Annotated in this window: 26 protein-coding genes; 16 read left to right on the forward strand and 10 right to left on the reverse strand. The window is 63.8% G+C overall.

The window, feature by feature from the left end:
* The first annotated feature begins 3 nt into the window (after positions 1 to 3).
* On the forward strand, positions 4 to 726 hold the full coding sequence (locus RJ527_13280; GenBank protein ID WND75012.1) for a flagellar motor protein MotB: 723 nt from the start codon (positions 4 to 6) through the stop codon (positions 724 to 726).
* Positions 723 to 3947: a tetratricopeptide repeat protein gene (locus RJ527_13285; GenBank protein ID WND75013.1), complete on the forward strand. Its 3225-nt coding sequence runs from the start codon at positions 723 to 725 to the stop codon at positions 3945 to 3947. Before RJ527_13280 ends, RJ527_13285 begins: the two co-directional genes overlap by 4 nt.
* A 123-nt stretch (positions 3948 to 4070) precedes the next feature.
* Here RJ527_13285 and RJ527_13290 read toward each other — a convergent pair whose 3' ends face one another.
* The gene (locus RJ527_13290) at positions 4071 to 4607 is read right to left on the reverse strand and encodes a peroxiredoxin-like family protein (GenBank protein WND75014.1); all 537 of its coding nucleotides are present in this window, start codon (positions 4605 to 4607) and stop codon (positions 4071 to 4073) included.
* Positions 4608 to 4739: 132 nt separating this feature from the next.
* Between RJ527_13290 and RJ527_13295 the strand changes: the two genes are divergently transcribed.
* A complete protein-coding gene (locus RJ527_13295; protein WND75015.1) occupies positions 4740 to 5483 on the forward strand; it encodes an AraC family transcriptional regulator in 744 nt (247 codons plus the stop codon).
* Between the two features lie 52 nt (positions 5484 to 5535).
* Here the strand turns inward: RJ527_13295 and RJ527_13300 are convergent, their stop codons facing one another.
* The 5 genes from RJ527_13300 to RJ527_13320 form a co-directional block, all read right to left on the reverse strand.
* Complete coding sequence (locus RJ527_13300) at positions 5536 to 6207, reverse strand: FecR domain-containing protein (protein ID WND75016.1); 672 nt, start codon at positions 6205 to 6207, stop codon at positions 5536 to 5538.
* Positions 6208 to 6390: 183 nt separating this feature from the next.
* Positions 6391 to 7137 (reverse strand): flagellar type III secretion system pore protein FliP, encoded by a 747-nt coding sequence (gene fliP, locus RJ527_13305; GenBank protein ID WND78057.1) that lies wholly within the window; start codon positions 7135 to 7137, stop codon positions 6391 to 6393.
* Positions 7138 to 7205: 68 nt separating this feature from the next.
* Positions 7206 to 7556, reverse strand: a complete 351-nt coding sequence (locus RJ527_13310; protein ID WND75017.1) for a flagellar biosynthetic protein FliO — start codon at positions 7554 to 7556, stop codon at positions 7206 to 7208.
* A 4-nt stretch (positions 7557 to 7560) separates the two neighbouring features.
* A complete protein-coding gene (locus RJ527_13315) occupies positions 7561 to 7875 on the reverse strand; it encodes a hypothetical protein (protein WND75018.1) in 315 nt (104 codons plus the stop codon).
* Entirely contained in the window at positions 7872 to 8177 is a 306-nt protein-coding gene (locus tag RJ527_13320; GenBank protein ID WND78058.1) for an EscU/YscU/HrcU family type III secretion system export apparatus switch protein, read from the reverse strand. The genes RJ527_13315 and RJ527_13320 overlap by 4 nt, the downstream gene beginning before the upstream one ends.
* 375 nt (positions 8178 to 8552) lie before the next feature.
* Here RJ527_13320 and flgB point away from each other — a divergent pair, with 375 nt between their 5' ends.
* The 8 genes from flgB (at position 8553) to recA (ending at position 16157) form a co-directional block, all read left to right on the forward strand.
* Positions 8553 to 8948, forward strand: coding sequence for a flagellar basal body rod protein FlgB (flgB, locus tag RJ527_13325; protein WND75019.1), 396 nt, complete (start codon positions 8553 to 8555; stop codon positions 8946 to 8948).
* A 157-nt stretch (positions 8949 to 9105) separates the two neighbouring features.
* Entirely contained in the window at positions 9106 to 9522 is a 417-nt protein-coding gene (gene flgC, locus RJ527_13330) for a flagellar basal body rod protein FlgC (protein WND75020.1), read from the forward strand.
* A gap of 65 nt (positions 9523 to 9587) precedes the next feature.
* The gene (locus tag RJ527_13335) at positions 9588 to 9917 is read left to right on the forward strand and encodes a flagellar hook-basal body complex protein FliE (protein WND75021.1); all 330 of its coding nucleotides are present in this window, start codon (positions 9588 to 9590) and stop codon (positions 9915 to 9917) included.
* 33 nt (positions 9918 to 9950) lie between these two features.
* A complete protein-coding gene (fliQ, locus tag RJ527_13340) occupies positions 9951 to 10214 on the forward strand; it encodes a flagellar biosynthesis protein FliQ (GenBank protein ID WND75022.1) in 264 nt (87 codons plus the stop codon).
* Positions 10215 to 10233: 19 nt separating this feature from the next.
* A complete protein-coding gene (locus tag RJ527_13345) occupies positions 10234 to 10992 on the forward strand; it encodes a flagellar biosynthetic protein FliR (GenBank protein WND75023.1) in 759 nt (252 codons plus the stop codon).
* 24 nt (positions 10993 to 11016) lie between these two features.
* Positions 11017 to 12087, forward strand: a complete 1071-nt coding sequence (gene flhB, locus RJ527_13350; GenBank protein WND75024.1) for a flagellar biosynthesis protein FlhB — start codon at positions 11017 to 11019, stop codon at positions 12085 to 12087.
* 155 nt (positions 12088 to 12242) lie between these two features.
* Complete coding sequence (locus tag RJ527_13355) at positions 12243 to 14831, forward strand: PAS domain-containing protein (GenBank protein WND75025.1); 2589 nt, start codon at positions 12243 to 12245, stop codon at positions 14829 to 14831.
* A 219-nt stretch (positions 14832 to 15050) separates the two neighbouring features.
* The gene (gene recA, locus RJ527_13360) at positions 15051 to 16157 is read left to right on the forward strand and encodes a recombinase RecA (GenBank protein ID WND75026.1); all 1107 of its coding nucleotides are present in this window, start codon (positions 15051 to 15053) and stop codon (positions 16155 to 16157) included.
* 259 nt (positions 16158 to 16416) lie between these two features.
* Here recA and RJ527_13365 read toward each other — a convergent pair whose 3' ends face one another.
* Entirely contained in the window at positions 16417 to 16791 is a 375-nt protein-coding gene (locus RJ527_13365) for a hypothetical protein (GenBank protein ID WND75027.1), read from the reverse strand.
* Positions 16792 to 17100: 309 nt separating this feature from the next.
* Between RJ527_13365 and alaS the strand changes: the two genes are divergently transcribed.
* From alaS to RJ527_13385, 4 genes are all read left to right on the forward strand, one after another.
* On the forward strand, positions 17101 to 19767 hold the full coding sequence (alaS, locus tag RJ527_13370; GenBank protein WND75028.1) for an alanine--tRNA ligase: 2667 nt from the start codon (positions 17101 to 17103) through the stop codon (positions 19765 to 19767).
* An 8-nt stretch (positions 19768 to 19775) separates the two neighbouring features.
* Positions 19776 to 20627, forward strand: a complete 852-nt coding sequence (locus tag RJ527_13375; GenBank protein ID WND75029.1) for a MoxR family ATPase — start codon at positions 19776 to 19778, stop codon at positions 20625 to 20627.
* Positions 20628 to 20634: 7 nt separating this feature from the next.
* Positions 20635 to 20946, forward strand: coding sequence for a hypothetical protein (locus RJ527_13380; GenBank protein ID WND75030.1), 312 nt, complete (start codon positions 20635 to 20637; stop codon positions 20944 to 20946).
* A 61-nt stretch (positions 20947 to 21007) separates the two neighbouring features.
* Positions 21008 to 22336: a mechanosensitive ion channel gene (locus RJ527_13385; protein WND75031.1), complete on the forward strand. Its 1329-nt coding sequence runs from the start codon at positions 21008 to 21010 to the stop codon at positions 22334 to 22336.
* Positions 22337 to 22339: 3 nt separating this feature from the next.
* Here RJ527_13385 and RJ527_13390 read toward each other — a convergent pair whose 3' ends face one another.
* A complete protein-coding gene (locus RJ527_13390) occupies positions 22340 to 22648 on the reverse strand; it encodes a YdhR family protein (GenBank protein WND75032.1) in 309 nt (102 codons plus the stop codon).
* Positions 22649 to 22757: 109 nt separating this feature from the next.
* On the opposite strand from RJ527_13390, the gene RJ527_13395 reads away from it, so the two are divergent.
* On the forward strand, positions 22758 to 23933 hold the full coding sequence (locus tag RJ527_13395) for a VWA domain-containing protein (protein ID WND75033.1): 1176 nt from the start codon (positions 22758 to 22760) through the stop codon (positions 23931 to 23933).
* Between the two features lie 19 nt (positions 23934 to 23952).
* Here the strand turns inward: RJ527_13395 and RJ527_13400 are convergent, their stop codons facing one another.
* Both RJ527_13400 and RJ527_13405 read right to left on the reverse strand, forming a co-directional pair.
* Positions 23953 to 24444, reverse strand: coding sequence for a peptidylprolyl isomerase (locus RJ527_13400; protein ID WND78059.1), 492 nt, complete (start codon positions 24442 to 24444; stop codon positions 23953 to 23955).
* Positions 24445 to 24619: 175 nt separating this feature from the next.
* The gene (locus RJ527_13405; GenBank protein ID WND75034.1) at positions 24620 to 25150 is read right to left on the reverse strand and encodes a protein phosphatase CheZ; all 531 of its coding nucleotides are present in this window, start codon (positions 25148 to 25150) and stop codon (positions 24620 to 24622) included.
* Positions 25151 to 25164 lie beyond the last annotated feature (14 nt).

The following is a 25164-nucleotide window of genomic DNA, read 5'->3' on the forward strand; positions in this document are numbered from 1 at the left end:
GAGATGCTGTTGCCAAGACGCTCCGAACGGGACCTGGAACGCGACCACAAGGCGTCGCAAATGTGGCTGCTGACGTTCACGGATCTGGTGTCGCTGATGCTGACCTTCTTCGTCATGCTGTTCTCCATGTCCAACGTCAAGCTGGACCGCTGGGACAACGTGATCGATTCCCTGTCGCAAAGCCTGGCCCCGGAACAGGTGAAAACGCCCATTTCCTCGACCGCCACGCACAACATCGCAACGGTGTTTCGTAAACGCGCCATTAACCTGGATTATCTAACATCCGTGCTGCGGGAAAAGATTGAGAGCGATGAACTGCTTAAGCAAACGCAGTTCATGCGGTTGGAGGACAGATTGGTCCTGGCCTTGCCTGGGGATTTGCTGTTTGAGGCGGGACGTGCGGTCATGACGGACCGCGCGCGCGCCGCCTTGTTCCGCTTGGGCGGGGCGCTCAGCACCGTCGCCAACCAATTGGGCGTGAACGGCCATTCCGATCCGTCGCCGGTGGCCGGCGGCGATTATGCCTCCAACTGGGAACTGTCGACCGCCCGCGCCGCCGCCGTGGCCAACCAACTGCGCGCCGCCGGCTACGCGGACCCCATCGTCGCCTTCGGATATTCGGACAGCCGTTATGACCAGCTGCCGCCCATGCCGCCGGCCCAGCGCCAGCTTATGGGGCGGCGCGTCGACATCGTCGTATTCCCGACGTCCGGGGGACTGCGATGACCGTTCGCCGAAGCCTTTGCACCGTCTTCACGGTCCTGGCCCTGGCCTGGGGCCTGTGTCTGATGCCTTTGATGAATGCCGAGGCCCAGGCCCCGGTGCAGGTCAACGTGCGCGCCGGTGCGCATGCCACCTTTACCCGGGTCGTGTTCGATTGGCCCGTCAAGGTCCCCTATAAGATCACCAAGGACGGCGGCCTTGTTACCGTGATTTTCGAGGCGGCGGCGCGGATCGACGACGCCGACCTCAACCGTAACCCGCCGCTGTTCGTTGGCGGCATCCGCTCCGCCACCGAGGGCGGGCGCACGGTTTCGGTGATCGCCGTGCCGCCGCGCTCCACCGTGCGCGACTTCTATGCCGGGAACAAGATCGCCCTGGACGTTCGCGAACCCGCGCCGTGGCAGGACCCGGCCGCCCTCCCGGCCCAGGTCAGCGTGCCCGGCGGCGGGAAGACCCCGGCCGCCGCCCAGGCTGCTGAGGCCAAACCCGCCGCCCCGGCGACGGAGACCGTCCCGCCGGTCGCCGCCGCACCGGCCAAGCCCGCCGTCGCCGCCCAGGCCCTGCCCCAGCCGCCCATCCAGAAACCACCGGCCTCCACTGCCGCGACCAAGACCGCCCCCGCCGCGGCGGGCACGGCGACCCGCACCGCGCAGCAGCTTCCTCAGAGGTCCGCGCAAAAGGCCGCGCCCGCCGGTCAGCCGCTGCTTTTGACCCCGCCTGCCCAAGCCACGGCAACTGCCGCCGCCGCGCCCGCGCAACCGCCGCGTACGGCGACCGCCCAGGCTTCGGGGCAGGCCGCCGGCGGTGCCGCGGCTCAGGCCCCGGCACCCGGACCGGCGCCGAGCGCGCAATTGTCCGTGGCCAAGGGTGACGAGGGCACGGTGACCCTGCGCTTCGACTGGGCAGAGCCCGTCGCCGCCGCGGCGTTCCGGCGCAACGGGTTCCTGTGGCTGGTGTTCGACAAGCGCACCAACGTCAACGTTCCCGCCTTGCAGGAAGCCGGCGGCGCCGTCATATCAACGCTGCAGCAGGTCTACATTCCCCAGGCCACCGTTCTGCGCATGACCACGCCCAAGGACATCAATCCGTCCATGCGCCGGGCCGGGCTGGCTTGGCTGATCGATTTCCGGGCCCAGGAAGCGACGCCCAAGATCCCGTTGGAAGTCCAGGCTCAGCCGGATTCCCCCATCGGCGCCCGCATCTTCATGCCGCTGCCGGAACCGGGCAAGGTGATCCCGCTGACCGATCCCATCGTCGCCGACAACATGCTGGTCGTGCCGGGCATTCCGCTCGGCCATGGTGTGGCCGGGACCTATGCCTACCCTCAATTCGAAATTCTGCCCTCCATCCAGGGTGTGGTGGTGACCCCGCGCATCGACGACGTGCGCGTGCGCTCGTTGCGTCAGGGCGTGGAAATCGCCAGTGCGGCGCCCACGTTCCCGCTCAAGTTCTCGCCGGTGTCCCAGGAAATGGCGGCAAGCGCCCGCATGTCGGCCATGCGGCCCCTGGTGCGTATCCTGGATCTCGAGAAATGGGATACGCCGAACGACGCCGCGATTTTGCAGACTCGCGCGATCCTGGAACAGGCCCTTGCCGTGGCCCCCAAGGCCGGGCAGCGGGAGGCGCGCATGAATCTGGCCCGGTTCTATTTCGCCAACGCCTATGGGGCGGAAGCCTTGGGTGTTTTGGCCCATGCCCTGGAGGTGCAACCGTCGCTGGCCCAGGACCGGGAATGGCTGTTGTTGCACGGCGGCGCCCAATTTTTGTTGGGCCGCCTGCCCGAGGCGGAGAAGGATCTGTATAACGCGGCGCTTAACGGCAGCGACGAAGGTGAATTTTGGCGCGCGATCATTCAGGCCGCGCGCGGCGACCTGAACGGGGCCTCCATCGAGCTGCGCCGGTCCGGCTCCATCGCCCGGCCCTATCCGCGCGCGTTGCGGTTTCGGCTATCGACCATTGTCGCCGAGGCGGTGGTCGAGATCGGCGACGTGCGCACGGCGGAAACGCTGATTTCCACGCTGCTGGCGGACAGCCCCAGCCCAAGCCAGGAAGCCCAAATCAAGTTCGTGCAAGGGCGTTTGGCGGAACTGGAAGGCGACTTCGACGGCGCCGTTTCGCTGTGGGAAGACGTCATGGACAGCCCCGACCGGCTGGCCCGCTTCCGCGCGGCGCGGTCGCGCGTCGAACTTCTGTTGCGTCTCGATCGCATGACCAAGCGCGAGGCCACCGAAGAGCTTGAAAAACAGCGCTTCGCCTGGCGCGGCGACAATCGGGAATTCGATCTTCTGCGTCGACTGGGTGCGCTTTACCTGGAACAGGACAAATACCGCGAGGCGTTGCAGACCCTGCGTCAGGCGGCGACTCATTTCCGCGATCACCCGGATGCCAAGGCCGTGACCAAGGAAATGTCGGATACCTTTAATGCCCTTTATCTGGAGGACAAGGCCGACACCCTGAAGCCGGTTACGGCGATCGCCATATACGAGGAATTCAAGGAACTGACTCCCGCCGGCTCGCGCGGCGACACCATGATTCAAAAGCTCGCCGACCGGCTTGTCGGGGTCGATCTTCTGGATCAGGCGGCTGCCCTTCTGGAAGGCCAGATCAAGTTCCGTCTGCAAGGCGCCGACCGGGCGCGCGTCGGCGCGCGCCTTGGTCTGATTCATCTTCTGGCGCGCAAGTACGTGGATGCCGAACGGGTGATTCGGGCGACCACCGCGGACGGCCTGAACGCCGACCTTGCGCAACAGCGCAATCATCTGCTCGTCCAGGCCTTGATGGGGCAGAAGCGTTATGCCGACGGGCTTGCCCTGTTGGAACCTGACGAGTCAATGGACGGGAATCTGCTGCGTTCGGAAATCTACTGGACCATGGGTAATTGGAATGACGCCGCCCAGGTCTTGCAGCGTGTCGTGACGGCAAGCGGCGCGCGCCGCGGTGAAAAGCTCAACCGCAAGCAGGCGCGCTACATGCTTAATCTGGCGACGGCGATGACGCTCAGCGGCAACGAACGCGGTCTGGCCCGTATCCGCGACAGCTTCGGCGCCGCCATGGCCAAGACCGAAATGGCGAAGGCTTTCGACCTGATTGCGGCACGCCCGGCCCTGGGGCTGATCGCGCCGGAAAGCGTCAAGGAGCGGGTCGCCGTGGCGCAGAACTTCAAGTCCTTCCTCACGGCGTACCGCGAGCGTCTGGAAAAAGACCCGCTCAGCGCCATCAACTGATTTTCCCGCATGGAAAAACGGCCCGGATCCCTTGATGGAATCCGGGCCGCTCCTGCGTTCACCCCCCGATGAACTTGCCCCCGATGAACTTGGGCGCATGAAACGGGCTTGAGCGCCGACGCGTCACACCGTGCCGGTGTACTCGCCGCGTGCCGGGTAGTTTTTCTCGATGGCGAAGTCCAGTGCCGCCAGCAGTTCGGAGAAGTGCGGACGAACGAACGGCATGGTCTGGACCGAGGAGTAGTAGAGCGTCTGATCCGGCGAGACCATGAACAGGCCGGGTTCGGAAAACAGGGCCGGCTCTTCGATGCCGATGGAGGTCTTCCCCCGCGAGGTCGAGATGAACAGCCCCCATTCCCGCGCCTTGGCCAGGGACAGGCCGTAGCCGACGCGCAGGTTCTTGGCGGCGATCTTTTCGGCCATGGCCTTGCCGCGTTCCGCGTCGTCGCTGGAGATCGCGATGGTGCCGACGCCGCGCTTGGCGAAATCCGGCGCGAGCTTTTCCAGTTCCGTCATGTAATTGGCGCAGATCGGGCAATGCAGGCCCCGGTAGAAACAGATGACCGTCCCCCGTTCGGACGTTTCCGAGGCAAGGTCGAACGTGCCGCCGGTCACCAATTCGACGGAAAGGTCTGGGGTCTTCTGGCGTGGCATGAGCATGGGGCGGGTTTCTCCTTTGGAATTGAGCCTCCGTGCCGCCTCATGGGGCGGCCGGTTTTCGATGACGACGACCTTACCAGTCGTTATAATCAAAAAACTCCATATTAATTGATCAAAACCCCCTGAATTCCCATGGCCGACCGATATGATCGACTGTCCGCTCTGATCTCCCGTTTTGACCTGCGGGTTCTGCGGGTGCCTTTGGGCGAGGGCAATATGGCCGTGTTCGGCGACCCGGAAACGGGTGTGCCGGGGCGTGTCGAAATCCGCACCCGGGGCGGCGTTCCCGACGCCGGGCCTAATGAGATGCCGGTCGCCGCCTGTTCGATCGATTGGGGTGGGGCGGCCAATCCTTTGATGGCGGCCTTGCCGGCGATCGTCTCTCTGCCGATCCGTGATGTGGAGACGCGGGCGCTTCTGGATGTGTTCCTGGCCGAGGCCGGGGCGCGGCGCTGTGGGTCCGACAAGGTTCTGGAACGTCTGGCCGAGGTTCTGGTGATCCGCCTGATGCGTCAGCAGATCGAACAGGGGGCGGCCGAGCCGGGCGTATTGGCGGGACTTGCCGATACGCGCCTGTCACGCGCCATATCGGCCCTGCACGAAAATCCGGGCCGGGCGTGGTCGAATGCTGATCTGGCGGCGGTCGCGGGCATGTCGTTGTCGCGTTTCGCCGATACGTTTCGCGCGGTTGTCGGCGAAGCCCCGCAAAGCTATCTGCGCCGTTGGCGGATGACGCTGGCGCGCCAGGACATGGACCGGGGGGCCCGCGTTCAGGCTGTCGCCCGGCGCTACGGCTATGCCAGTTCGGAGGCCCTGTCCCGGGCCTTTCACCGACAGTTCGGTGTTAATCCGACCAAGCTGCGCCGCGCCGGATAGGAAAGGGCGGCCGAAGCCGCCCTTCCCCTGGCTGCAATTCAGGTGTTCGGAACTAGAACGCGATGGCGGCCTGGGCTTCGGCGGCTTCTTCCGCCGTCCACTGGCGCACGGGCGTCGGCGCGCGCCCGCCGGCCAGCGGCAGGAAGGTGCCTTCGCCGGGATCGTCCAGGGTGACGCTGCCCTGCGGCGTGATGACCTCGATGGCGCCTTCCTGGATCTGGAAGCCGTAATGGGGTTGTCCCGCCGGCATGCCGACGGTCAACTCGCCACCGACGAAGTCCGTGCCGCGAATGCCGATGGTGGCGGTGGGCGTGCCGAAGGCGACTTGCGAGGGGCTGGTCTTGCCGATTTTGCCGGAGGTATAGCGAAACACGCCGACCACCATGATCAGCGCCTGGCGGCCCGCGCCGGCGCCCGCCGCGGCCGGGTCGAACACCATTTCATCCACGAAAACCTCGGCCTTTTCGCCCAAGGTCAGTGACGAGCCGTCGGCGAAGCGCACCAAAAGTCGGGCCTCCGGGCCGGTTTTCAGGACATCGCCGGCGAACACCTTGGTGCCCAGAGACAGCGGCACGGTCGATCCCGCAAGGCTGCGCGTGGCCTCGCCCTTCTGGCGTTCGATGACGCCCGCGGCATCCTGGGCCATGGCCGGCAGACAAACGAGAAACAATGCGACCGCAAGGGCGGCCGATCGGGCAAACCTGAAACACATAACGTCGATCATCCAATGTCTTGTGGCCGGTTTCGGCCAGGGTTCGCGCATCCCAAGGCGTATTCAGGACACGTCCTACAGGAAGCGCACATCCTTTTATGTGACTGCGATCACTTGATCGGGCGCGTGATTACAGCCGCTCACCACACGGTTTCGGGAACCGGGCTTTGGGAAGGAAGGGGGATGATCCGCTATCTAGCCGGCGCCGAAGCTTTTGACCAGGGAGCCGACGGTCATGTACCAGCCATCGACCAGCACGAAGAAGATGATCTTGAACGGCAGGGCGATGATGACCGGCGGCAGCATCATCATGCCCATGGACATGAGGACGGATGCGACGACCATATCGATGATCAGGAACGGCACGAACAGAAGAAAGCCGATCTCGAAGGCGCGTTTCAGTTCGGAAATCATGTAGGCCGGGACCAGCACCCGCATGGGCATGTTCGTGCGGGCTTCTTCGTCGGGAATGCGCGCTATCTGGGTGAACAGCAAAAGATCGCGTTCACGGACGTGGGTCATCATGAAGTCGCGGAACGGCAGGATGGCCCGGTTGAAGCCTTGAAGTTCGTCCAGATTGCCCTGAATCACCGGATTGATGCCGGTTTCCCAGGCTTTCTCGAAGGTCGGCTGCATGATGAACAGGGTCAGGAACAGAGCCAGCCCGACCAGAACCTGGTTCGGCGGCGTTTGTTGCGTGCCCATGGCCGTGCGCAGGAACGACAGCACGACGATGATGCGCACGAAGGATGTGACCATGATGAGGATCGAGGGTGCGACGCTGAGCACCGTGATCAGCAGCAGCATCTGGATGATGCGGCCCGTGGTGTCGCCGCCTTGTTCCCCCAGGTCGAGGGAGATCGATTGCGCGAGCGCCGGCGGGCTGAGAAGGGACAGCCCCAGGTAGATCGCACAGGCGGCGCCGATCACCGCCAGGATCATCACCAGGGGATGGGCGAGGGGATTGCGCCGCCGCCGCGTGAAGATGCGCCGCATCTGCCCGTCGTTCGTCATGACCGGCCCTCTGTACTGTCGTCGGCGGCCGGCAAGGCGGCGGTGGCCAGCGCCTGTCTGAAATCCGTGCCTTGGCCGGCGATGCCGGTTTCGATGAGCAACTCTGACGTGGGACCGATCAGCAGCAGGTGTTCCGTGTCGTCGCGGCGGACCAGGATCAGGCGGCGGCGGCCGTCAAGGGGAGTTACTTCCACGATGCCCAGGCGCCGGTTGTTGGCGCGCTTGATGGCCGCGGCCGGAAAGCCCCAGCCGGCGCGACGCGCCATGGCGGCAAACAGGGCGATCAGGCCGATCACGAAAATCAGCGCGAGGATGAAGCGGAAATAACCGCCCATGTCCATATCCATGGCTCTATTCCTTGCCCGTTTCACCGTCAGCCGGGTCAAGGCCGGCGTCGGCGCGGATTTGATCTTCGAGACGGTTGAGGTTCGAGACCATCTTTTCCAGGCGTAGGCGGATGCTGTCCGGATCCGATGACGCGAGCGCCATGGTGCGGACGTTTTCGCAAATCCAGGCGACCCGCTCGCCCAAGGGCGTCATGTCCAGAAACTCGCCACCCGCAAGGGCCCGGCGGGCGTTCAGGATCATGGATTCGACCTCGGTCATGGCCGTTTCCAGGGACGCGGGCGGAGCATCGCCGCCGTTTGTATTGTCGTGGTCGCTCATGGGTGGGCATCTCCCATCCATTCGCGCACGACGTCTTCGCGGCTTTTACCAGCCAGATCGTCGGTGCTGTTGGCGCGGTAAAGATAAATCAGAATTTCGGCCACGGCGGCGAAGGCCTCGACGGGGATTTCTTCTTCCATGTCGATCGTGGCCAGAAGCTGGGCAAGGTCCGCGTCCTCACGCACTTTGATGCCGTTCGCGAAGGCGATCTGCAAAATCTGTTCGGCCAAACGGCCGCGCCCGCCCGCGACCACGGTGGGCGCCATGCCCGGCAGGGCCCCTTCGGCCAGGGCCACGGCCAGCGCATCCTTGGTTGCCGGAATGCGCTGGAAGTTCGCTTGCGGACCGTCGTTATCGGTCGGGTCTTTGGGGGTATCTGCGTTCACGTGCCGCTGGTCCCGTTCGCGTGGCAAGGTCTGAAGGTCGGCAAGAATTGCCGGATTCGTCCGATCCTAAAGGTCCCCGGTTTAACAAATGATTACAGTGGGGCCGGTTTTCCGTTTCGGAATCAGACGTTTAATGACCGGCTTGGACGATTGCGGCGGAACCGGGCGTGCTTAATGGGTTGTTAAGGAACCCGGCAGATAATGCCTAGCAGGACGGTTTCCGGGGCTTGTGATGCTCATCGGGACCAGGGGACAACGGATTAATTCCGCAAGACAAGGGGCCGCGCGCAGATGGATCTGACCCTCTTCGCAGCTGTTAAGAAACGCCTTAACTGGCTTGGCCAACGCCAGGAAATCCTGGCCCAGAACATTTCCAATGCGGATACGCCTGACTACAAGGCGAAGGACCTCAAGCCGTATGCCTTCCGCGATCTCCTGCGCAAGGAATCGGCGCAGTTGAACATGGTCACCACCGAACCCGGACAGTTGGGCGGCCGACGCAAGCGCATCCGCGATTTCTTTGTCGAAGAGCCGCGCCATCCCTATGAGACGGCGCCCAACGGCAACTCGGTGGTGCTCGAGGAGCAGATGGGCAAGGTGGCCGAGACACAGACCACCCATCGTCTGACCACGGAACTCTACAAAAAGCACATGGAGATGCTGAAAACCGCCAGCCGCGGACGTTAGGCGGTCACGCCCGGAGGCGGGCGGACATTAAAATTCGGGCCGCAAAGGCCACAGGCGAACCTGGAACGGGAACCTCGACAGAACGTCGTCCAAACCAAAGCCGCCGGACATAGGGAGAACCCTTGCCTGGATAAAGATCAAGGAGGCGAAAGCCCCGATGGACGACATTATCAAGACCATCCGCATTTCCAGCGCCGGAATGCGCGTGCAGGGAACGCGCCTTCGCGTGATCTCGCAAAACATCGCCAACGCGGACAGCCTGCCGCAGCGCCCCGGCGACGACCCCTACCGGCGCAAGCTGGTGACCTTCAAGAACGAATTGGACAAGTCCGTCGGCGTCGACACGGTACACGTCAACCGCCTGCACAAGGACATGTCCGACTTCGGCAACAAGTATGATCCGTCTCACCCCGCCGCCGACAAGGACGGCTATGTGAAGACACCCAACGTCAACACCATGATTGAAATGATGGACATGCGCGAAGCGCAGCGGTCCTACGAAGCCAATCTGAATCTGATCAAGTCGTCGAAAACGATGCTGAACAGCGTCATCGACGTGCTGCGCGGCAACTAGAGACGTTGCGGAAATTCAGGTCCCAACGCGGACCGGGCCAACGGGCCTAGAACGGGAGCATAACAATGAGCGTGAACGCCGATTTCAATATCCATCAGGCCTTGAATGCCTATCAACGGGCGGCCCGCCAACAGATTTCCGGTGCGGGAGATATCGCCGCGCCGACCGCCAAGGCAAACGAGGAGTTCGGCGACCTTGTGCGCAGCGCCATCATGGAAGCCCGCAAGATCGGCGAGACGTCGGAAAAATTGTCCATCGACGCGATTAACGACCGCGCCGACATCACCCAGGTGGTGACCGCCGTGGCCGAGGCCGAAATGACCCTGCAGACCGTGGTCAACGTGCGCGACAAGGTTCTGGAAGCCTACAACGATATCATCCGGATGCCGGTGTAACACTATCGGTCCGCGGCGTCGGGAGCAGCCCAGATGAACGAAGTGGATGTCATCGATGTCGGTCGCAACGCCATGTGGGTGGTCATCAAGGTGGCCGGCCCCATCATGTTTCTTGGTCTGGTCGCTGGTCTTATCATCGCCCTGTTTCAGGCGCTCACGACGATCCAGGAAATGACCTTGACCTTCGTGCCGAAGATCATCGTCATTTTCATCGCCATCGTCGTCCTGTTGCCTTTCATGATCAATACGGTGACCTCCTTCGCCGACACCCTTTTCGACCGAATTTCGGCGCTATAGGCGGCGGAGGGCGGCGGATATGCTCGAAGAGCTCCTGAAACTCAACATCTTCGCATTTTTGCTGGTTTTGTCGCGCGTCGGCGCCATGATGGCCATTCTGCCGGGCATCGCGGCGGCCTATGTCAGCGCGCGCATCCGTGTCGTCCTGGCCACCGCTGTCGCCGTTGTCATGACGCCCGTGCTGGCGGAGAGCCTGCCGGCCCCCCCCGAAAACCCCTATGTCCTGTTCCTGTTGCTTGCCGGCGAGATCATCGTCGGTCTGTTTCTCGGCGGGATCGCGGTCATCCTGATCAGTGCCCTGCAAACCGCGGGAACGCTGATCGCGCTGTTTGCGGCCATGGCCAATGCCTTGATTCAGGATTCCATTACCGAACAGCAAAGCTCCGTCATTTCCAACATGTTGACCATCGGCGGGCTGGTGATGATCTTCGTGACGGACAGCCACCATGTGTATTTCACGGTGGTTGCCGATTCCTATACCTTGTTCGTGCCCGGCGAGGGTGTGTCGACCGGCGACATGGCGCTGATGCTGGCGCGCCGGGTTGCCGACAGCTTTGCGTTGGGGTTTCAGTTGTCCATTCCGTTCCTGATCATCGCCATGGTCTATTACATCGGGCTCGGCGTGCTTGGCCGTCTGATGCCTCAGTTGCCGGTGTTCTTTTTCGGGCTGCCGGTGCAGGTCACGGTCCAGATCGGTGCTCTCATGATCGTGTTTTCGTCGATCATGTTGGTGTTTCTCAATCATTTCCAACAGGGGTACGCTGTCTTCACGGGCTAGGGCCCGGACCGGCGGCGGAAACACATGGCGGAAGAAGACGACTCACAAAAAACAGAAGAGCCGACCGGACGAAAACTCTCCAAGGCCCGTGACGAAGGTCAGGTCGCCCAGTCTCAGGAAATCAAGAGCCTGATGATCCTGGTCGGCGGCGTGGGGATGCTGATGTTCATGGCGCCGGCCATGGCCCGCGACATCACCCTGATCGGCCGGCGGTTCATCGGGGCCGCCTACTCGATCCCGATGGATTTCGAACATCTGCGTCTGGTGTTCTCCAAGGTTGCGATGGAAGTCGGCGTGATTCTCGCCCCCGCCATGGCGATGTTCGTGGTCTTGGCGATCGTCGCCAACGTCGGTCAGTTCGGCCTTATCTGGTCGACCAAGAAAATTCAGCCGAAAGCAAGCAAGATCAACCCTTTGAGCGGGTTCAAGCGGCTGTTCTCCAGCCACGGTCTGATGGAATTTGCGAAAGGCATCCTGAAGCTCTCCCTGGTCGCGACGGTGGCGTTCGGGCTTGCTATTCCCATGTTGCACGACCTGGAAATGATGCCCGCGATCTCCACATCCGCAGCCCTTCACCGCATCCACGAGATCGCCATCATCATGGCCCTCGCGACCATCGGGGTGATGGGGTTTATCGCGGCGCTCGATTACATGTACCAACGCGCGACCTTCATGAAGCAGATGCGGATGTCCAAGACCGAGGTCAAGGACGAGCATAAGCAGACCGAAGGCGATCCGCAGGTCAAGGCGCGAATCCGGCAGATCCGTATGGAACGCGCCCGCAAGCGCATGATGGCGGCGGTGCCCAATGCCGACGTGGTGATCACCAACCCGACCCACTTCGCGGTCGCCCTGGAATACAAGATGGAAACCATGCCGGCCCCCAAGGTGATCGCCAAGGGGCAGGACCTCGTGGCTCTCAAGATTCGCGAAATCGCCGAGGCAAACGAGATCACCATCGTTGAAAACCCGCCGTTGGCGCGGGCTCTCTACGCTTCCGTGGAACTGGACGAGGAAATCCCGGCGGAACACTTCAAGGCGGTCGCCGAGGTCATCGGCCACGTCATGCGGCTCAAGGGTAAGTTGCCCCATTAACGGGCCCGGCGGCCCCTGGCCCCCGGGGGGCACGTTCCGGCAGCCAGCGCTGTTGACAGGGGCCGTTCAGTGGTAATCCTGTCACCGGAAGCGGGCCGCCTGGGGCGGGCCCGCCGTCATCGCCGGGCCGCGACATCGAAACCATGAAGCACAGAATGCCTCACGTCCTGAACGCCGGCGCGGCCCTGTTGGGGGTCGCGGCGGGGTTGATGTTCGGGCTCGATGCCGGCTGGGCATTGCCCGCGGGCGGCGTGCTGGCGGCGGCGGCGCTGGGTCTTCTGGCCGCATCCTGGCGCATGGGCCGCAAGGCCCCGGCCCGGCCGGCGGGCGGGCCCATGGCGGAATTGATCCAGATGGCCGCCGGATCGTCGGGCGAGGGGCTTCTGATCGCCACCTGGGACGGGGTCGGCATGTATGCCAACGGCGCCTTCCGCGACCTGTTTTTCCTGGATGGCGATCTCGGGCCGGCGGGTCTGCTGGACAAGGTCGAACGCGCGCTCGACAGTCAGGGCCGGTCCCAGGACGTGTTCCGCAAGTTGCGGGCCGCCGCCGCCGACGGCACGCCCGCCGGCGGCGAGGTCATCTGCCGCCGTCAGGACGGCAAGCCCGCGTGGCGGCGCCTGCGCATGGAACCTTTCGGCGAGGACGGCATCGGCGCCGGCGCCGGGGAGGGGGCTTCCCGTTACGTGCAATGGCGGGCCCAGGACATTACCGAGGAAAAACGCCAGACCGCGACCCGCCAATCGGCGGAGGCGCGCCGGGCCGATCTGCTCGACGGTCTGCCCGTGGGCGTGTTCTCCGTCGATGGGCGCGGGCGCATCGTCTACGCCAACTCCTGCCTGGCGGAATGGCTCGGCGTCGATCGCGTGGCCATGGGCGGGCGGCCGTTTTCTGAGTTCGTCGTCTCCGCCAGCCCCGTGAACGGCAACGGTAACGGCGGCGGTGACGATGATGACGAAGAAGACCTGGGGCAGGACAGCCACGGCCTGGTCACCCTGCGCGCCGCCGACGGCACGGAATTCACGGCCTCGCTGCTGCAAAGCCACCGCGAGACCACGGACGGCACCCTTGTCTATACACGCTCGATCCTGCTGCGCGACATGGCCTGGGCCGAGGACGGCGGCGGGGGGCTCGGCCCGGCCAAGCGTCTGCGCTTCCTGTTCGACGACGCGCCCGTGGCCATCGCCCTGCTGGACGGCCTGGGCAAGGTCATGGACTGCAACCGGGCGTTCCTGACCCTGGCGGGGGCGCATCGCGACATGGTCGCCGGCCGGCCCTTCGCCGAACGCCTGCTGCCCGAGGACCGCGACGTGGTCGCCTCGGCCCTGTCCGACGTCATCATGGGCCGGGTGCGGGCGACGCAGACGGAAATCCGGCTGGCCGCCCCCGGCGGCCGGCAGGCGGCGGCGACGCTGTTCGCCAGCCGAATGGAGGACGAGCAGGGCAACATCACCGGCCTGGTCCTGCACTTCATCGACACGACCGAGCAGAAGAACCTGGAAATCCAGTTCGCCCAGTCGCAGAAGATGCAGGCCGTGGGCCAGCTCGCGGGCGGCGTGGCCCACGATTTCAACAACCTTCTGACCGCCATGATCGGCTTCACGGACCTGCTGCTGGAGCGCCACGGGCCGGGCGACCCGTCCTTCAACGATCTGCAGCAGATCAAGCAGAACGCCCACCGGGCGACTAACCTGGTGCGCCAGTTGCTCGCCTTTTCGCGCAAGCAGAACCTGGAGCCCGACCTGCTCGATCCCGAGGACGCGCTGAACGATCTCTCCAACCTGCTGCGCCGCCTGCTGGGTGAGACGGTGAAGCTGAAACTGGAGCACGAACGCGGCGCCGGGCGCATCCTCGCCGACCGCGGGCAGTTCGATCAGGTCATCATCAACCTCGCCGTCAATGCCCGCGACGCCATGGCCGAGGGCGGGCCGCTCGTGATCCGCACCTTCCGCCGCGATCTGGAACGCCCGATGCAGCAGTCGGGCGAGGTCATCCCCGTCGGCTCCTATCTGGTGATCGAGGTCGAGGACAAGGGCACGGGCATTTCCAAGGACGTGCTCGATCGCATTTTCGAGCCGTTCTTCTCGACCAAGGAAGTGGGGCAGGGCACGGGTCTGGGCCTGTCCACCGTCTACGGCATCATCCATCAGTCGGGCGGCTATGTGACCGTGGAAAGCCATATCGGTAAGGGCACCGTGTTCCGCCTGCTGTTCCCCCGCGCCGACGAGGACGCCCGCGCCCGGCGCGCCGCCGCCGCGCTGACGGACGAAACGGTTCCCTCGGCGGCGGCCAAGGGCAAGGCCAAGGGTAACGGCAACGGCACGGGGAAGGAGCCCGAACTGCCCCTGTTCGAGGCCGATTTGACGGGATCGGAAACCATCCTGCTGGTCGAGGACGAGGACGCCGTGCGCATGTTCGGCGCCCGGGCGCTGCGCAACAAGGGCTACAAGGTGCTGGAGGCCCAGAACGGCGAGGTCGCGCTCGACGTCGTCAACGGCACGGCGCCGAAGATCGATCTGATCATCTCCGACGTCGTCATGCCGGGCATGGACGGCTACACGCTCGTCCGCCAGCTCCGCGAACAGATGCCGCAGGTGAAGGTCATCCTGATGTCCGGCTACGCCGAGGACGCCTTCCAGGACCAGATCGACAAGGACGAAACCCTGCACTTCCTGCCCAAGCCCTTCACCCTCAAGACCCTGGTCGGCAAGGTGAAGGAAATCATTGTGTCGGAGGGGTTGTGAGGCCCTGCCTGGGCAAGGCGAGTCCCTCTCCCCGCTGTTAACCATATCCGTTAAGCATGAGTTCCGGAGTCCGATTCTGACGGGAACACTCTGTGAACAAACCTGATAAAATATAATTATATCAATGTATTACAAATTACGCTTGTCAATGAGAACAAAACACGTACATTGAACTCAATTGCAACGGCTTGCGGGCCTATGGAATAAGGGAGTGGCAAGATGGCCGATTCGGCATTGCGTTTGGTGGAGAAGCAGGACGTGGATAAAAGCAAGGCCCTCGACGCGGCGTTGGGGCAGATTGAGCGCGCCTTCGGCAAGGGCTCGATCATGCGCCTGGGCCAGCGCGAAGTGGTCGAAACCCCGACCATTTCCACGGGCTCCATCGGCCTGGACATCGGCCTCGGCATCGGCGGCCTGCCGCGCGGCCGCATCATCGAGGTCTACGGCCCGGAAAGCTCCGGCAAGACGACCCTGGCCTTGCATGTCATCGCCGAAGCCCAGAAGATGGGCGGCACCTGCGCCTTCGTCGACGCGGAACATGCGCTCGACCCCAGCTATGCCAAGAAGCTCGGCGTCAATGTCGATGAACTGCTGATTTCGCAGCCCGATGCCGGCGAACAGGCGCTTGAAATCTCCGACACCCTGGTGCGCTCCGGCGCCATCGACGTGCTGGTGGTCGATTCCGTGGCCGCCCTGGTGCCGCGGGCCGAACTGGAAGGCGAGATGGGCGACACTCATGTCGGCCTGCAGGCCCGGCTCATGAGCCAGGCGCTGCGCAAGCTGACGGCCTCCGTCTCCAAATCCAACACCATGGTCATCTTCATCAACCAGATCCGCATGAAGATCGGCGTCATGTTCGGCAACCCGGAAACCACCTCGGGCGGCAACGCGCTCAAGTTCTACGCCTCCGTGCGCATGGAAATCCGCCGCATCGGCGCCATCAAGGACCGCGACGAGGTGGTCGGCAACCAGACCCGCGTCAAGGTCGTGAAGAACAAGATGGCCCCGCCGTTCAAGATGATCGAATTCGACATCATGTACGGGGAAGGCATCTCCAAGATGGGCGAACTGCTCGATCTCGGGGTCAAGGCCAACATCGTCGAGAAATCGGGCTCCTGGTTCTCCTTCAATTCGGAGCGCATCGGCCAGGGCCGCGAGAACGCCAAGCAATTCCTGCGGGAAAACACCGAGATGGCCAAGGCCATCGAAGACCAGATCCGCCACAACGCGGGCCTGATTTCCGAGGAAATGATGGTCGGTTCCCCCGATTCGGACGGCGACGGCGATGCCGGCGACGTCCCGGAAACGGCGGCTGACGAGTTCTAAGCCGCCCATCCGGAGCATCCGCTCTTACACATCCCCATTCCCCCGGCCCGTCACCCTCCGGGCCGACCCCCAGGCCTGCCCCCCAGGCCGAACCGGTGGTGTGCCCCCCAAGCACCCCCCAAACGCAGCCGGCGCCCCCCGCGCCGGCTGCTTTTTTGGTTGGAACGTGGGCGGCGCTCCCGGCTGACGGCTTCTGTTTTTGATAGATTTGGCGCGGCGTTGCCCATGCAGGGGGGCGTTCAGTCCGACACTCGTCTCGTTACAGATGAAGTGCCTTTTTCAGTGTGGCGTATATCACCGCCCAGAACGTGGCGGCCCATCCGATTTCAATCGCGAGCCGAAGCCAGTCGAAGTGAAATTGTTCGTCGCTCTGTTCATCCGATGAGGAGGCACTGGCCCGGATGGCGTCGACGATTCTCGTGAACCCATCAATGTAGAAAATGACGGCTTTGTTCAGCATGGCCGCTTCGCGGGTGACACCGACGCCGGTGATCGTTGAATGTAGGATGGCAAATGAAAAGGATGCCACGCTGCGGCATAAGAGTGGAATCCATACAGCAACACCGACCACGAACCAGATCGCAAGGCTAATGATCAAGACGCAAAAGCGAATGCAATCGTATACGAGGTTCACCAATGCACCCTCCCCCTGATTATGGAAAGTAAATAAAATCTAATGTAATACGACTTTGGGGAGATTTTAAAGGAATTAGGAGTGGGCGAAACGTTAGGCCGTGACCGATTGGCCGCATGCATTCCGCGCCGTTGGCCGTTTCGCGGGCCCGGCGGGCCGTTATCCTGGATCCTGGCGGGGATATGGTTCGGTCCGCATCGCCGACCTTTCTGGACAGGCCCCCGGCTTGCCGGTAAAACCGTCGCTTCCATCCGCGACCGCCTGATATCTTCGCTTTAAACCCCTGAACCCTGGGCTTAAATAACGACCATGCAGACCGTCAACGACATCCGCCAGGCCTTCCTGGACTATTTCGCCGCCAACGGCCATCAGATCGTCTCCTCGTCGCCCCTGGTGCCGCTGAACGATCCGACCCTGATGTTCACCAACGCGGGCATGGTGCAGTTCAAGAACGTGTTCACCGGCAACGAGACGCGGCCCTATTCGCGCGCCGTGACGTCGCAGAAATGCGTGCGCGCCGGCGGCAAGCACAACGACCTGGAAAACGTCGGCCATACGGCCCGCCATCACACCTTCTTCGAAATGCTGGGGAACTTCTCGTTCGGCGACTATTTCAAGGAACTGGCCATTGAACTGGCCTGGAACCTGGTCACCAAGGAGTTCGGCCTGCCCGAGGAAAAGCTCCTGGTCACGGTCCATACCTCGGACGAGGACGCGGCCGCCCTGTGGCGCAAGGTCGCGGGCCTGCCCGATTCCAAAATCATCCGCATTCCCACGTCCGACAATTTCTGGGCCATGGGCGACACCGGCCCCTGCGGGCCGTGTTCGGAAATCTTTTACGACCACGGGGACCACATCCCCGGCGGCCCCCCGGGCAGCCCGGACGAGGACGGCGACCGTTTCATCGAAATCTGGAACCTGGTGTTCATGCAGTTCGAGCAGTTGACCGCCGACGAGCGGGTCGATCTGCCCAAGCCCTCCATCGACACCGGCATGGGGCTGGAGCGCATCGCCGCCGTCATGCAGGGCACCCACGACAACTACAACATCGACCTGATGCGCAACCTCATCATGGCCTCGGCCGAGGCGTCCGGTGTGGCGCCCGATGGCGACCATGCGGTCTCCCACCGGGTCATCGCCGACCATTTGCGGGCGTCCTCGTTCCTGATCGCCGACGGCGTGCTGCCGTCCAACGAGGGCCGCGGCTACGTGCTGCGCCGGATCATGCGCCGGGCCATGCGCCACGCCCATCTGATGGGCTGTGAGGACCCCTTGCTGTACAAGCTGGAGCAGACCCTGGTCGACAACATGGGCAAGGCCTATCCGGAACTGGTGCGCGCTCAGCCGCTGATCACGGAGACCCTGAAGCTTGAGGAATCGCGCTTCAAGACGACCCTCGACCGCGGTCTCAAGATTCTCGACGAGGCGACGGCGGAGATGACCGCCGGCGGCGTGCTCGACGGCGAGACGGCGTTCAAGCTTTACGACACCTTCGGCTTCCCCCTCGACCTGACCGAGGACGCCTTGAAGGAAAAGAAGATCACCGTCGACACCGGCGGCTTCAACACAGCCATGGAGCGCCAACGCGCCGAGGCCCGCAAGGCCTGGGCCGGGTCCGGCGACGCGGCCACGGAAACGGTCTGGTTCGGCGTTCGCGACGAGGTCGGGGCCACGGAATTCTTCGGCTACGACACGGAACAGGCCGAAGGCCAGATCCGCGCCCTGATCGTGGACGGCAAGCGCGCCGGCACGGCCAAGGCCGGTGACGTGGTGCGCGTGGTCGCCAACCAGACGCCGTTCTACGGTGAATCGGGCGGCCAGATGGGCGACCAGGGCACGATCGTCACGGCCGATGGGGCGCGCATCACCGTGACCGATACCCAGAAGATGCTGGGCGCCCTGCATGTCCATGTCGGCAAGGTCGAGGACGGCACGGTCAGCGTCGGCGACGAGGCGCAATTCACCGTGGACGGCACCCGGCGGCGGCGCCTGCGCGCCAACCATTCGGCGACCCACCTGCTGCACGAGGCGCTGCGCCGCCACCTGGGTGAACATGTGACGCAGAAGGGCTCCCTGGTTGCCCCCGACCGCCTGCGCTTCGACATTTCCCATCCCAAGGCCGTGACGCCCGAGGAACTGGCCCTGGTCGAGGCCGACGTGAACGCCCAGGTGCGCGCCAACAACGACGTGCTGACCCGGCTGATGGACCCGGAAAGCGCCGTGGAGGCGGGGGCCCTCGCCCTGTTCGGCGAAAAATACGGCGACGAGGTCCGCGTGGTGTCCATGGGCACGCCCGAGGACGGCGATCATTATTTCTCGACGGAACTTTGCGGCGGCACCCATGTGCGCCGCACGGGCGACATCGGCGTGTTCAAGATCATTGGCGAGGGCGCTGTCGCCGCCGGGGTGCGCCGCATCGAGGCCGTGACCGCCGATGGTGCCTTGGCCTATTTCGACGCCCATGAAAAGGCCCTGGCCGAAGCGGCGGCGGTGCTCAAGGTGAAGCCCGAGGACGTGGCGGCGCGGGTGGCGTCCCTGGTCGAGGAACGCAAGCGCCTGGAGCGCGAACTGTCCGACGCGCGCAAGAAAATGGCGCTCGGCGGTGGTTCCGGCGGCGGCGCCGCGGCCGGCAACGGCGGCGACGTGAAGGACCTGGGCGGCATCAAATTCGCCCCCCGGGTGCTTGAGGACGTGCCCGCCAAGGAACTGAAGGGCATGGCCGACGAATTGATGAAGACCCTGGGATCCGGCGTGGTCGCGCTGGTCAGCGTGACCGAGGGCAAGGCCAACGTGGTGGTCGGCGTGTCCGGCGACCTGACGGAACGCATGAGCGCGGTCGATCTGGTCCGCGCAGGCTCCGCCGCCGTGGGCGGCAAGGGCGGCGGCGGCAGGCCCGACATGGCCCAGGCCGGCGGCCCGGACGGCGCCCAGGCGGGCAAGGCGATCGACGCCATCGCGGCCGCGATCCAGGCCTGAGCGGACGCATGACCCAGAAATTCTCCGGCACCGATACCTTCGTCGCGACCGAGGACCTGCAGGTCGCGGTCAACGCCGCCATCAACCTGGAACGCCCGCTGCTGATCAAGGGTGAGCCGGGCACGGGCAAGACCGTGCTGGCGGCCGAGGTCGCCGCCGCCATCGGGGCACCCCTGATCCAATGGCATGTGAAGTCGACCACCCGGGCGCAGCAGGGGCTTTATGAATACGACGCCGTGGCGCGGCTGCGCGATTCGCAGCTCGGCGACGCCCGGGTCCACGACATCGGCAACTACATCATCCGCGGCAAATTGTGGGAGGCTTTCGACGCGCCCGAGCGCCCGGTGCTGCTGATCGACGAAATCGACAAGGCCGATATCGAGTTCCCCAACGACCTGCTGCTCGAACTCGACCGCATGGAATTCTTTGTCTACGAGACCAAGGAAACCGTGAAGGCGGCGCGGCGGCCGATCGTCATCATCACGTCGAACAACGAAAAGGAACTGCCGGACGCCTTCCTGCGACGCTGTTTCTTCCATTACATCCGCTTCCCCGACGAAGACACCATGCGGCGCATCATCGACGTCCACCATCCGGGCATCCAGAAGCGCCTGGTGGCCGAGGCGCTCAACCTGTTCTACGAACTGCGCGACGTGCCGGGCCTGAAGAAGAAGCCGTCGACGTCGGAACTGCTCGACTGGCTGAAGCTGCTGATGATCGAAGATATTCCGCCGGAAACCCTGCGGTCCAACGATAAGAAGGACCTGATCCCGCCGCTCTACGGTGCCTTGTTGAAGAACGAGCAGGACGTCCACCTGTTGGAGCGGCTGGCTTTCCTCAACCGCCGCGAGGGACACTGAGGCGGCCATGAAGTGCCCCGCCTGCGGCACCCGGTTCAAACGCCTGTCCAGCTGGCCCCTGGCCGCCGGGCGGCCCGTCGTCTGTCCCGAATGCGGCACGGCGAGCAAGCGGTTGGGCCGCTGGAAACCGCTGCTGATCGCCATCGGCATGTTGTTCGTGTTCCAGCAGATGATCGGCATGTTCGCCCTGACCGGGATGGGTACGGTGATCCTGCTGGCCGGCCTGATCCTTTTGTCCATGACCGTGGACGAGGCGACCATTACCCTGGTTCCCGTGAGCGGCCCGGCCCCCGGCCCGGAAGACGCGCCCAAGGCCTGAGGCCGTCCTCCCTGGTCCCCGGCGGGCCGGTCGGATAAGCTGACGCCTGAAGGGTGGCGTCATGAACCTGAACACGATTCTCGATCCTGACCGGCTGCGCCAATGGCTTGATGCTGCGCTCGCCTGGCTCGACCTGCATCTGCTGGCCGTCGACAACCTTGTACAACTCGGCGTGATCGTCGCGACCTTCATCGCCGCGCGCCTTCTGTCGCCCCGGCTGGAGGCCGTTCTCGACCGGCGGCCGGATCATGGCTGGTACACAAGGTTCGGCGTTCCCGTGGCGGCGGCGCTCAAGCCCGTCGCCCGGCCGGTTCTGTGGCTGACGGCCCTGTGGTTCGCCGTGTTCGCGGCCAAGGGGGCGGCCTGGTCCTATCACTTGATGGAGGGCGCGGTTTCGCTGTTGACGGCCTGGGCGGTGATCCGCCTGGCGTCGGGCCTGATCCGCAACCCGTTCTGGGCCCGTGCCATCGCCGTTACCGCCTGGACCATCGCCGCCCTTAACCTGCTGGGCCTGCTCGACCCGGTCATGCGCACGCTCGACGACATGGCGCTCAACCTGGGGGAATTCCGCCTGTCCGTCCTCGGCATGATCAAGGCGGCGTTGCTGTCGGCCCTGTTCCTGTATCTCGCCTCCGTCACGTCGCGAATCGCGGAAACCCGCATCAACGCCTCGGACAGCCTGACGCCGTCCATGCGCGTGTTGTTCGGCAAGTTCGCGCGGGTGTTTCTCTACGCACTGGCCATCGCACTGGCCCTGGAAAGCGTGGGTATCAATCTGGCGGTCTTCGCCGTGTTCGGCGGGGCCTTAGGCCTTGGCATCGGTTTTGGCCTACAGAAGGTCGTCTCGAACCTGATGTCGGGGGTGATCCTGCTGATGGACCGCTCGGTCAAGCCCGGCGACGTGATCGCCGTCGGCGATACCTTCGGCTGGATCAACACGCTGGGTGCCCGCTATGTCTCGGTCATCACCCGCGACGGTACGGAACACCTGATCCCCAATGAGGAGCTGATCTCCCAGCGCGTGGAGAACTGGTCCTATTCCAATTCCATGATCCGCCAGAAGGTGCCGATCGGCATCGACTACGGCGCCGACGTGCATCTGGCCCGGGAATTGGCGCTGCGGGCCGCCGACGGGGTCGCGCGGGTGCTGAAGGACCCCAAACCGGTCTGCCACCTGATCGAGTTCGGCGACAACGCGGTGATTTTGGAACTCAGGTTCTGGATCGACGATCCGCAGAACGGCGTCGCCAACGTGCGCAGCGAGGTCCAACTGAATATCTGGGACCTTTACCACGAACATGGGGTGGTGTTCCCGTTCCCGCAGCGCGACCTGCACCTGCGGTCGTCCGTGCCGATCAAGGTCGAGGTTTCTGGGCCGGACAAGGACTGATCGTCAGGTGATGATCTCGCCGGTCACGTTGTCGACGACGACGGGCGATTCGAAATAGGTCAGCACCGGCGGCGCGCCGTAGCGCTCGGTGATCGAGGCCCGCCAGGCGTCGTTCAGCAGCGCGTCGGCCTCGGCCCGCGTGTTGAACACATAGGCCCCGCCGCCTTTCATCTGGTCTTCGTTGTACAGGTAGATCTTGCGCACCAGGCCGGGGGCGCCCAGGTACTTTTTCGAACTGTCGCGGTAGCGCTGGGTGGCGTCCGCCAGGGTCGTTCCGGGCGGCAGGTCGAAGTTGACGACGACGGTGATCATGGATGGCTCCCGTTCGGTTGTGCGCTTCAAGGGCGGCCAGCTTATCCGCTCCCCCGGCCGCATTGAAGCGGGATTGGCAGGGATGGGGTGGCGGGGCTAAGGTGCGGCCATGTTCATCAATTTCTTCCTCGAACTTCGGTCGGCCAAGGTGCCCGTGTCCTTGCGGGAATACCTGACCCTGCTGGACGCCATGGACGCCGGGCTGGCGGACTACAGCATCGAGCATTTCTACTATCTGTCCCGCGCCGCCCTGGTGAAGGACGAAAAGAACCTGGACAAGTTCGACCGGGTGTTCGGCCATGTGTTCAAGGGGCTGGAACAGACGGAACAGGTTGATGTTCAGGACATTCCCGAGGAATGGCTGCGCAAGCTGGCGGAGCGCACGCTGACGCCGGAGGAACGGGCGCAGATCGAGGCGTTGGGCGGCTGGGACAAGCTGATGGAGACCCTGAAGAAGCGCCTGGAGGAGCAGAAAAAGCGCCACCAGGGCGGGTCGAAATGGATCGGCACCGCCGGCACCTCGCCGTTCGGGGCCTACGGCTACAACCCGGAAGGGGTGCGCATCGGCCAGGACGACAACCGCAACTTCCGCGCCGTGAAGGTGTGGGACAAGCGCGAGTTCAAGAACCTGGACGACACGCTGGAACTCGGCACCCGCAACATCAAGGTGGCGCTGCGCCGTCTGCGCCAGTTCGCGCGCCAGGGGGCACCGACGGAACTGGACCTGGACGGCACGATCCGCAACACGGCCAAGCGGGGCTATCTCGACATCCGCATGGTGCCGGAACGCCACAACGCGGTGAAGGTGCTGCTGTTCCTGGATGTGGGCGGGTCCATGAACCCGCACGTGCGGGTGATGGAGGAACTGTTTTCCGCCGCCCGCTCGGAATTCAAGCATCTGGAATATTTCTATTTCCACAACTGCCCGTACGAACGGGTGTGGAAGGACAATGTGCGCCGGCGCACGGATACCATCCCGACCTGGGAGGTCCTGCACACCTATCCGTCGGATTACAAAATCATCTTCGTCGGCGACGCGTCCATGAGCCCCTACGAGATCGCCTATCCCGGCGGCAGCGTCGAGCATTGGAATGAGGAAGCGGGCAGCCTGTGGATGCAGCGCATCCTCGGCGTCTATTCGCGGGCGGTCTGGCTCAACCCCGTGAAAGAGGATTGGTGGGGCCACACCCAGTCCGTCGACATGATCCGGCGGCTGATGGGCGGGCGCATGTTCCCGCTGACCCTGGACGGCCTCGACCGGGCGACCCGCGAACTGGTGCGCTAGGGCCGCCCGGTGGGCTGTTTTACTTCTTGGCCTTGTCCGCGTCGGCGGCGACCTGCATCTTGATGATCTTGTCCGGATCGACGGGCGGCTCGCCGCGTTCGAGCATGCCGACGAACTTCATGCCGTCCGTGACCTGACCCCAGACCGTGTACTGGCCGTCAAGATGGCTGGTCCGGGCAAAGCAGATGAAGAACTGGCTGTCGGCGCTGTTGGGATTCATGGACCGGGCCATGCCGACGGTGCCGCGTTTGAACGGCTCGGATGAGAATTCCGCCGGCAGGTTCTGGCCGCTGCCGCCCATGCCGGTGCCCGTGGGATCGCCGCCCTGGGCCATGAAGCCGCCGATGACGCGGTGGAACACCAGCCCGTCATAGAAGCCCTCGCGGGTCAGTTCCTTGATCCGCGCAACATGCTTGGGCGCGAGATCCGGGCGCAGTTCGATCACCACGCGGCCGTGCGTGGTGTCCATGTAAAGGGTGTTTTCCGGGTCCATGGCTTCGGCGTCGTTCATCGCACCGATCCCCAGGACGAGAGCGAGCGCGGCGAAAAGGGACAGCAGACGTTGCATGGAAAAAGACTCCCTTGGATTTCTCGGTTACGGATCAAATCGTTCATATCATTATCCGGACGCTGGCCCGGACACCCCTTTGATTGTGGCGGTCGATGGTGACGGTTTCGGTTGCAGGCTAGTCGAACAACTTGTCGATTTCGTCCTGAGTAACGCCTTCGCCCTGAAGCTGCGGGCCCTGAAGAAGCTTTTCGTCTTCCGACTGCTCTTCGGTTTCGACTTCGACGCTTTCGATGTGTTCCTTGCCGAAGATCTGGATCAGCGCGTTGACCCGCGTTTCCACGTAAGTCACCGACCGGGCGATCTTGGTTACGCGCTGGCCGGTGATGTCCTGAAAGGTGCAGGCTTCGAAGATGTTGGAGGAGTTGTTTTCCAACTCGTCCAGAAGGGCGAGGATTTCCGCGTTGTCGGTCTTGCCGCGGATCTTATCGATGGTATCGGTATTCTGCTCCACCACTTCCATGATCGAATTGGTGGCCTCTTCCGTGGCCCGGACGATGGCGTCAAGCTGGTCGGACATGTTGTCGAACCGACCGTTGCCTTCGTCGGAACGGGTGATCGCGGCCACTTCCTTGCGGACCCGCTGAATGTAATTGAAAAGGTTGAGGATTTCTGCCTGAAGCAGTTCCAGTTCTTCCTTGGTTTCCATTCGTCGAACCATCC

This window comes from Thalassospiraceae bacterium LMO-SO8, from assembly GCA_031655335.1.
GTDB lineage: Bacteria > Pseudomonadota > Alphaproteobacteria > Rhodospirillales > Casp-alpha2 > UBA1479.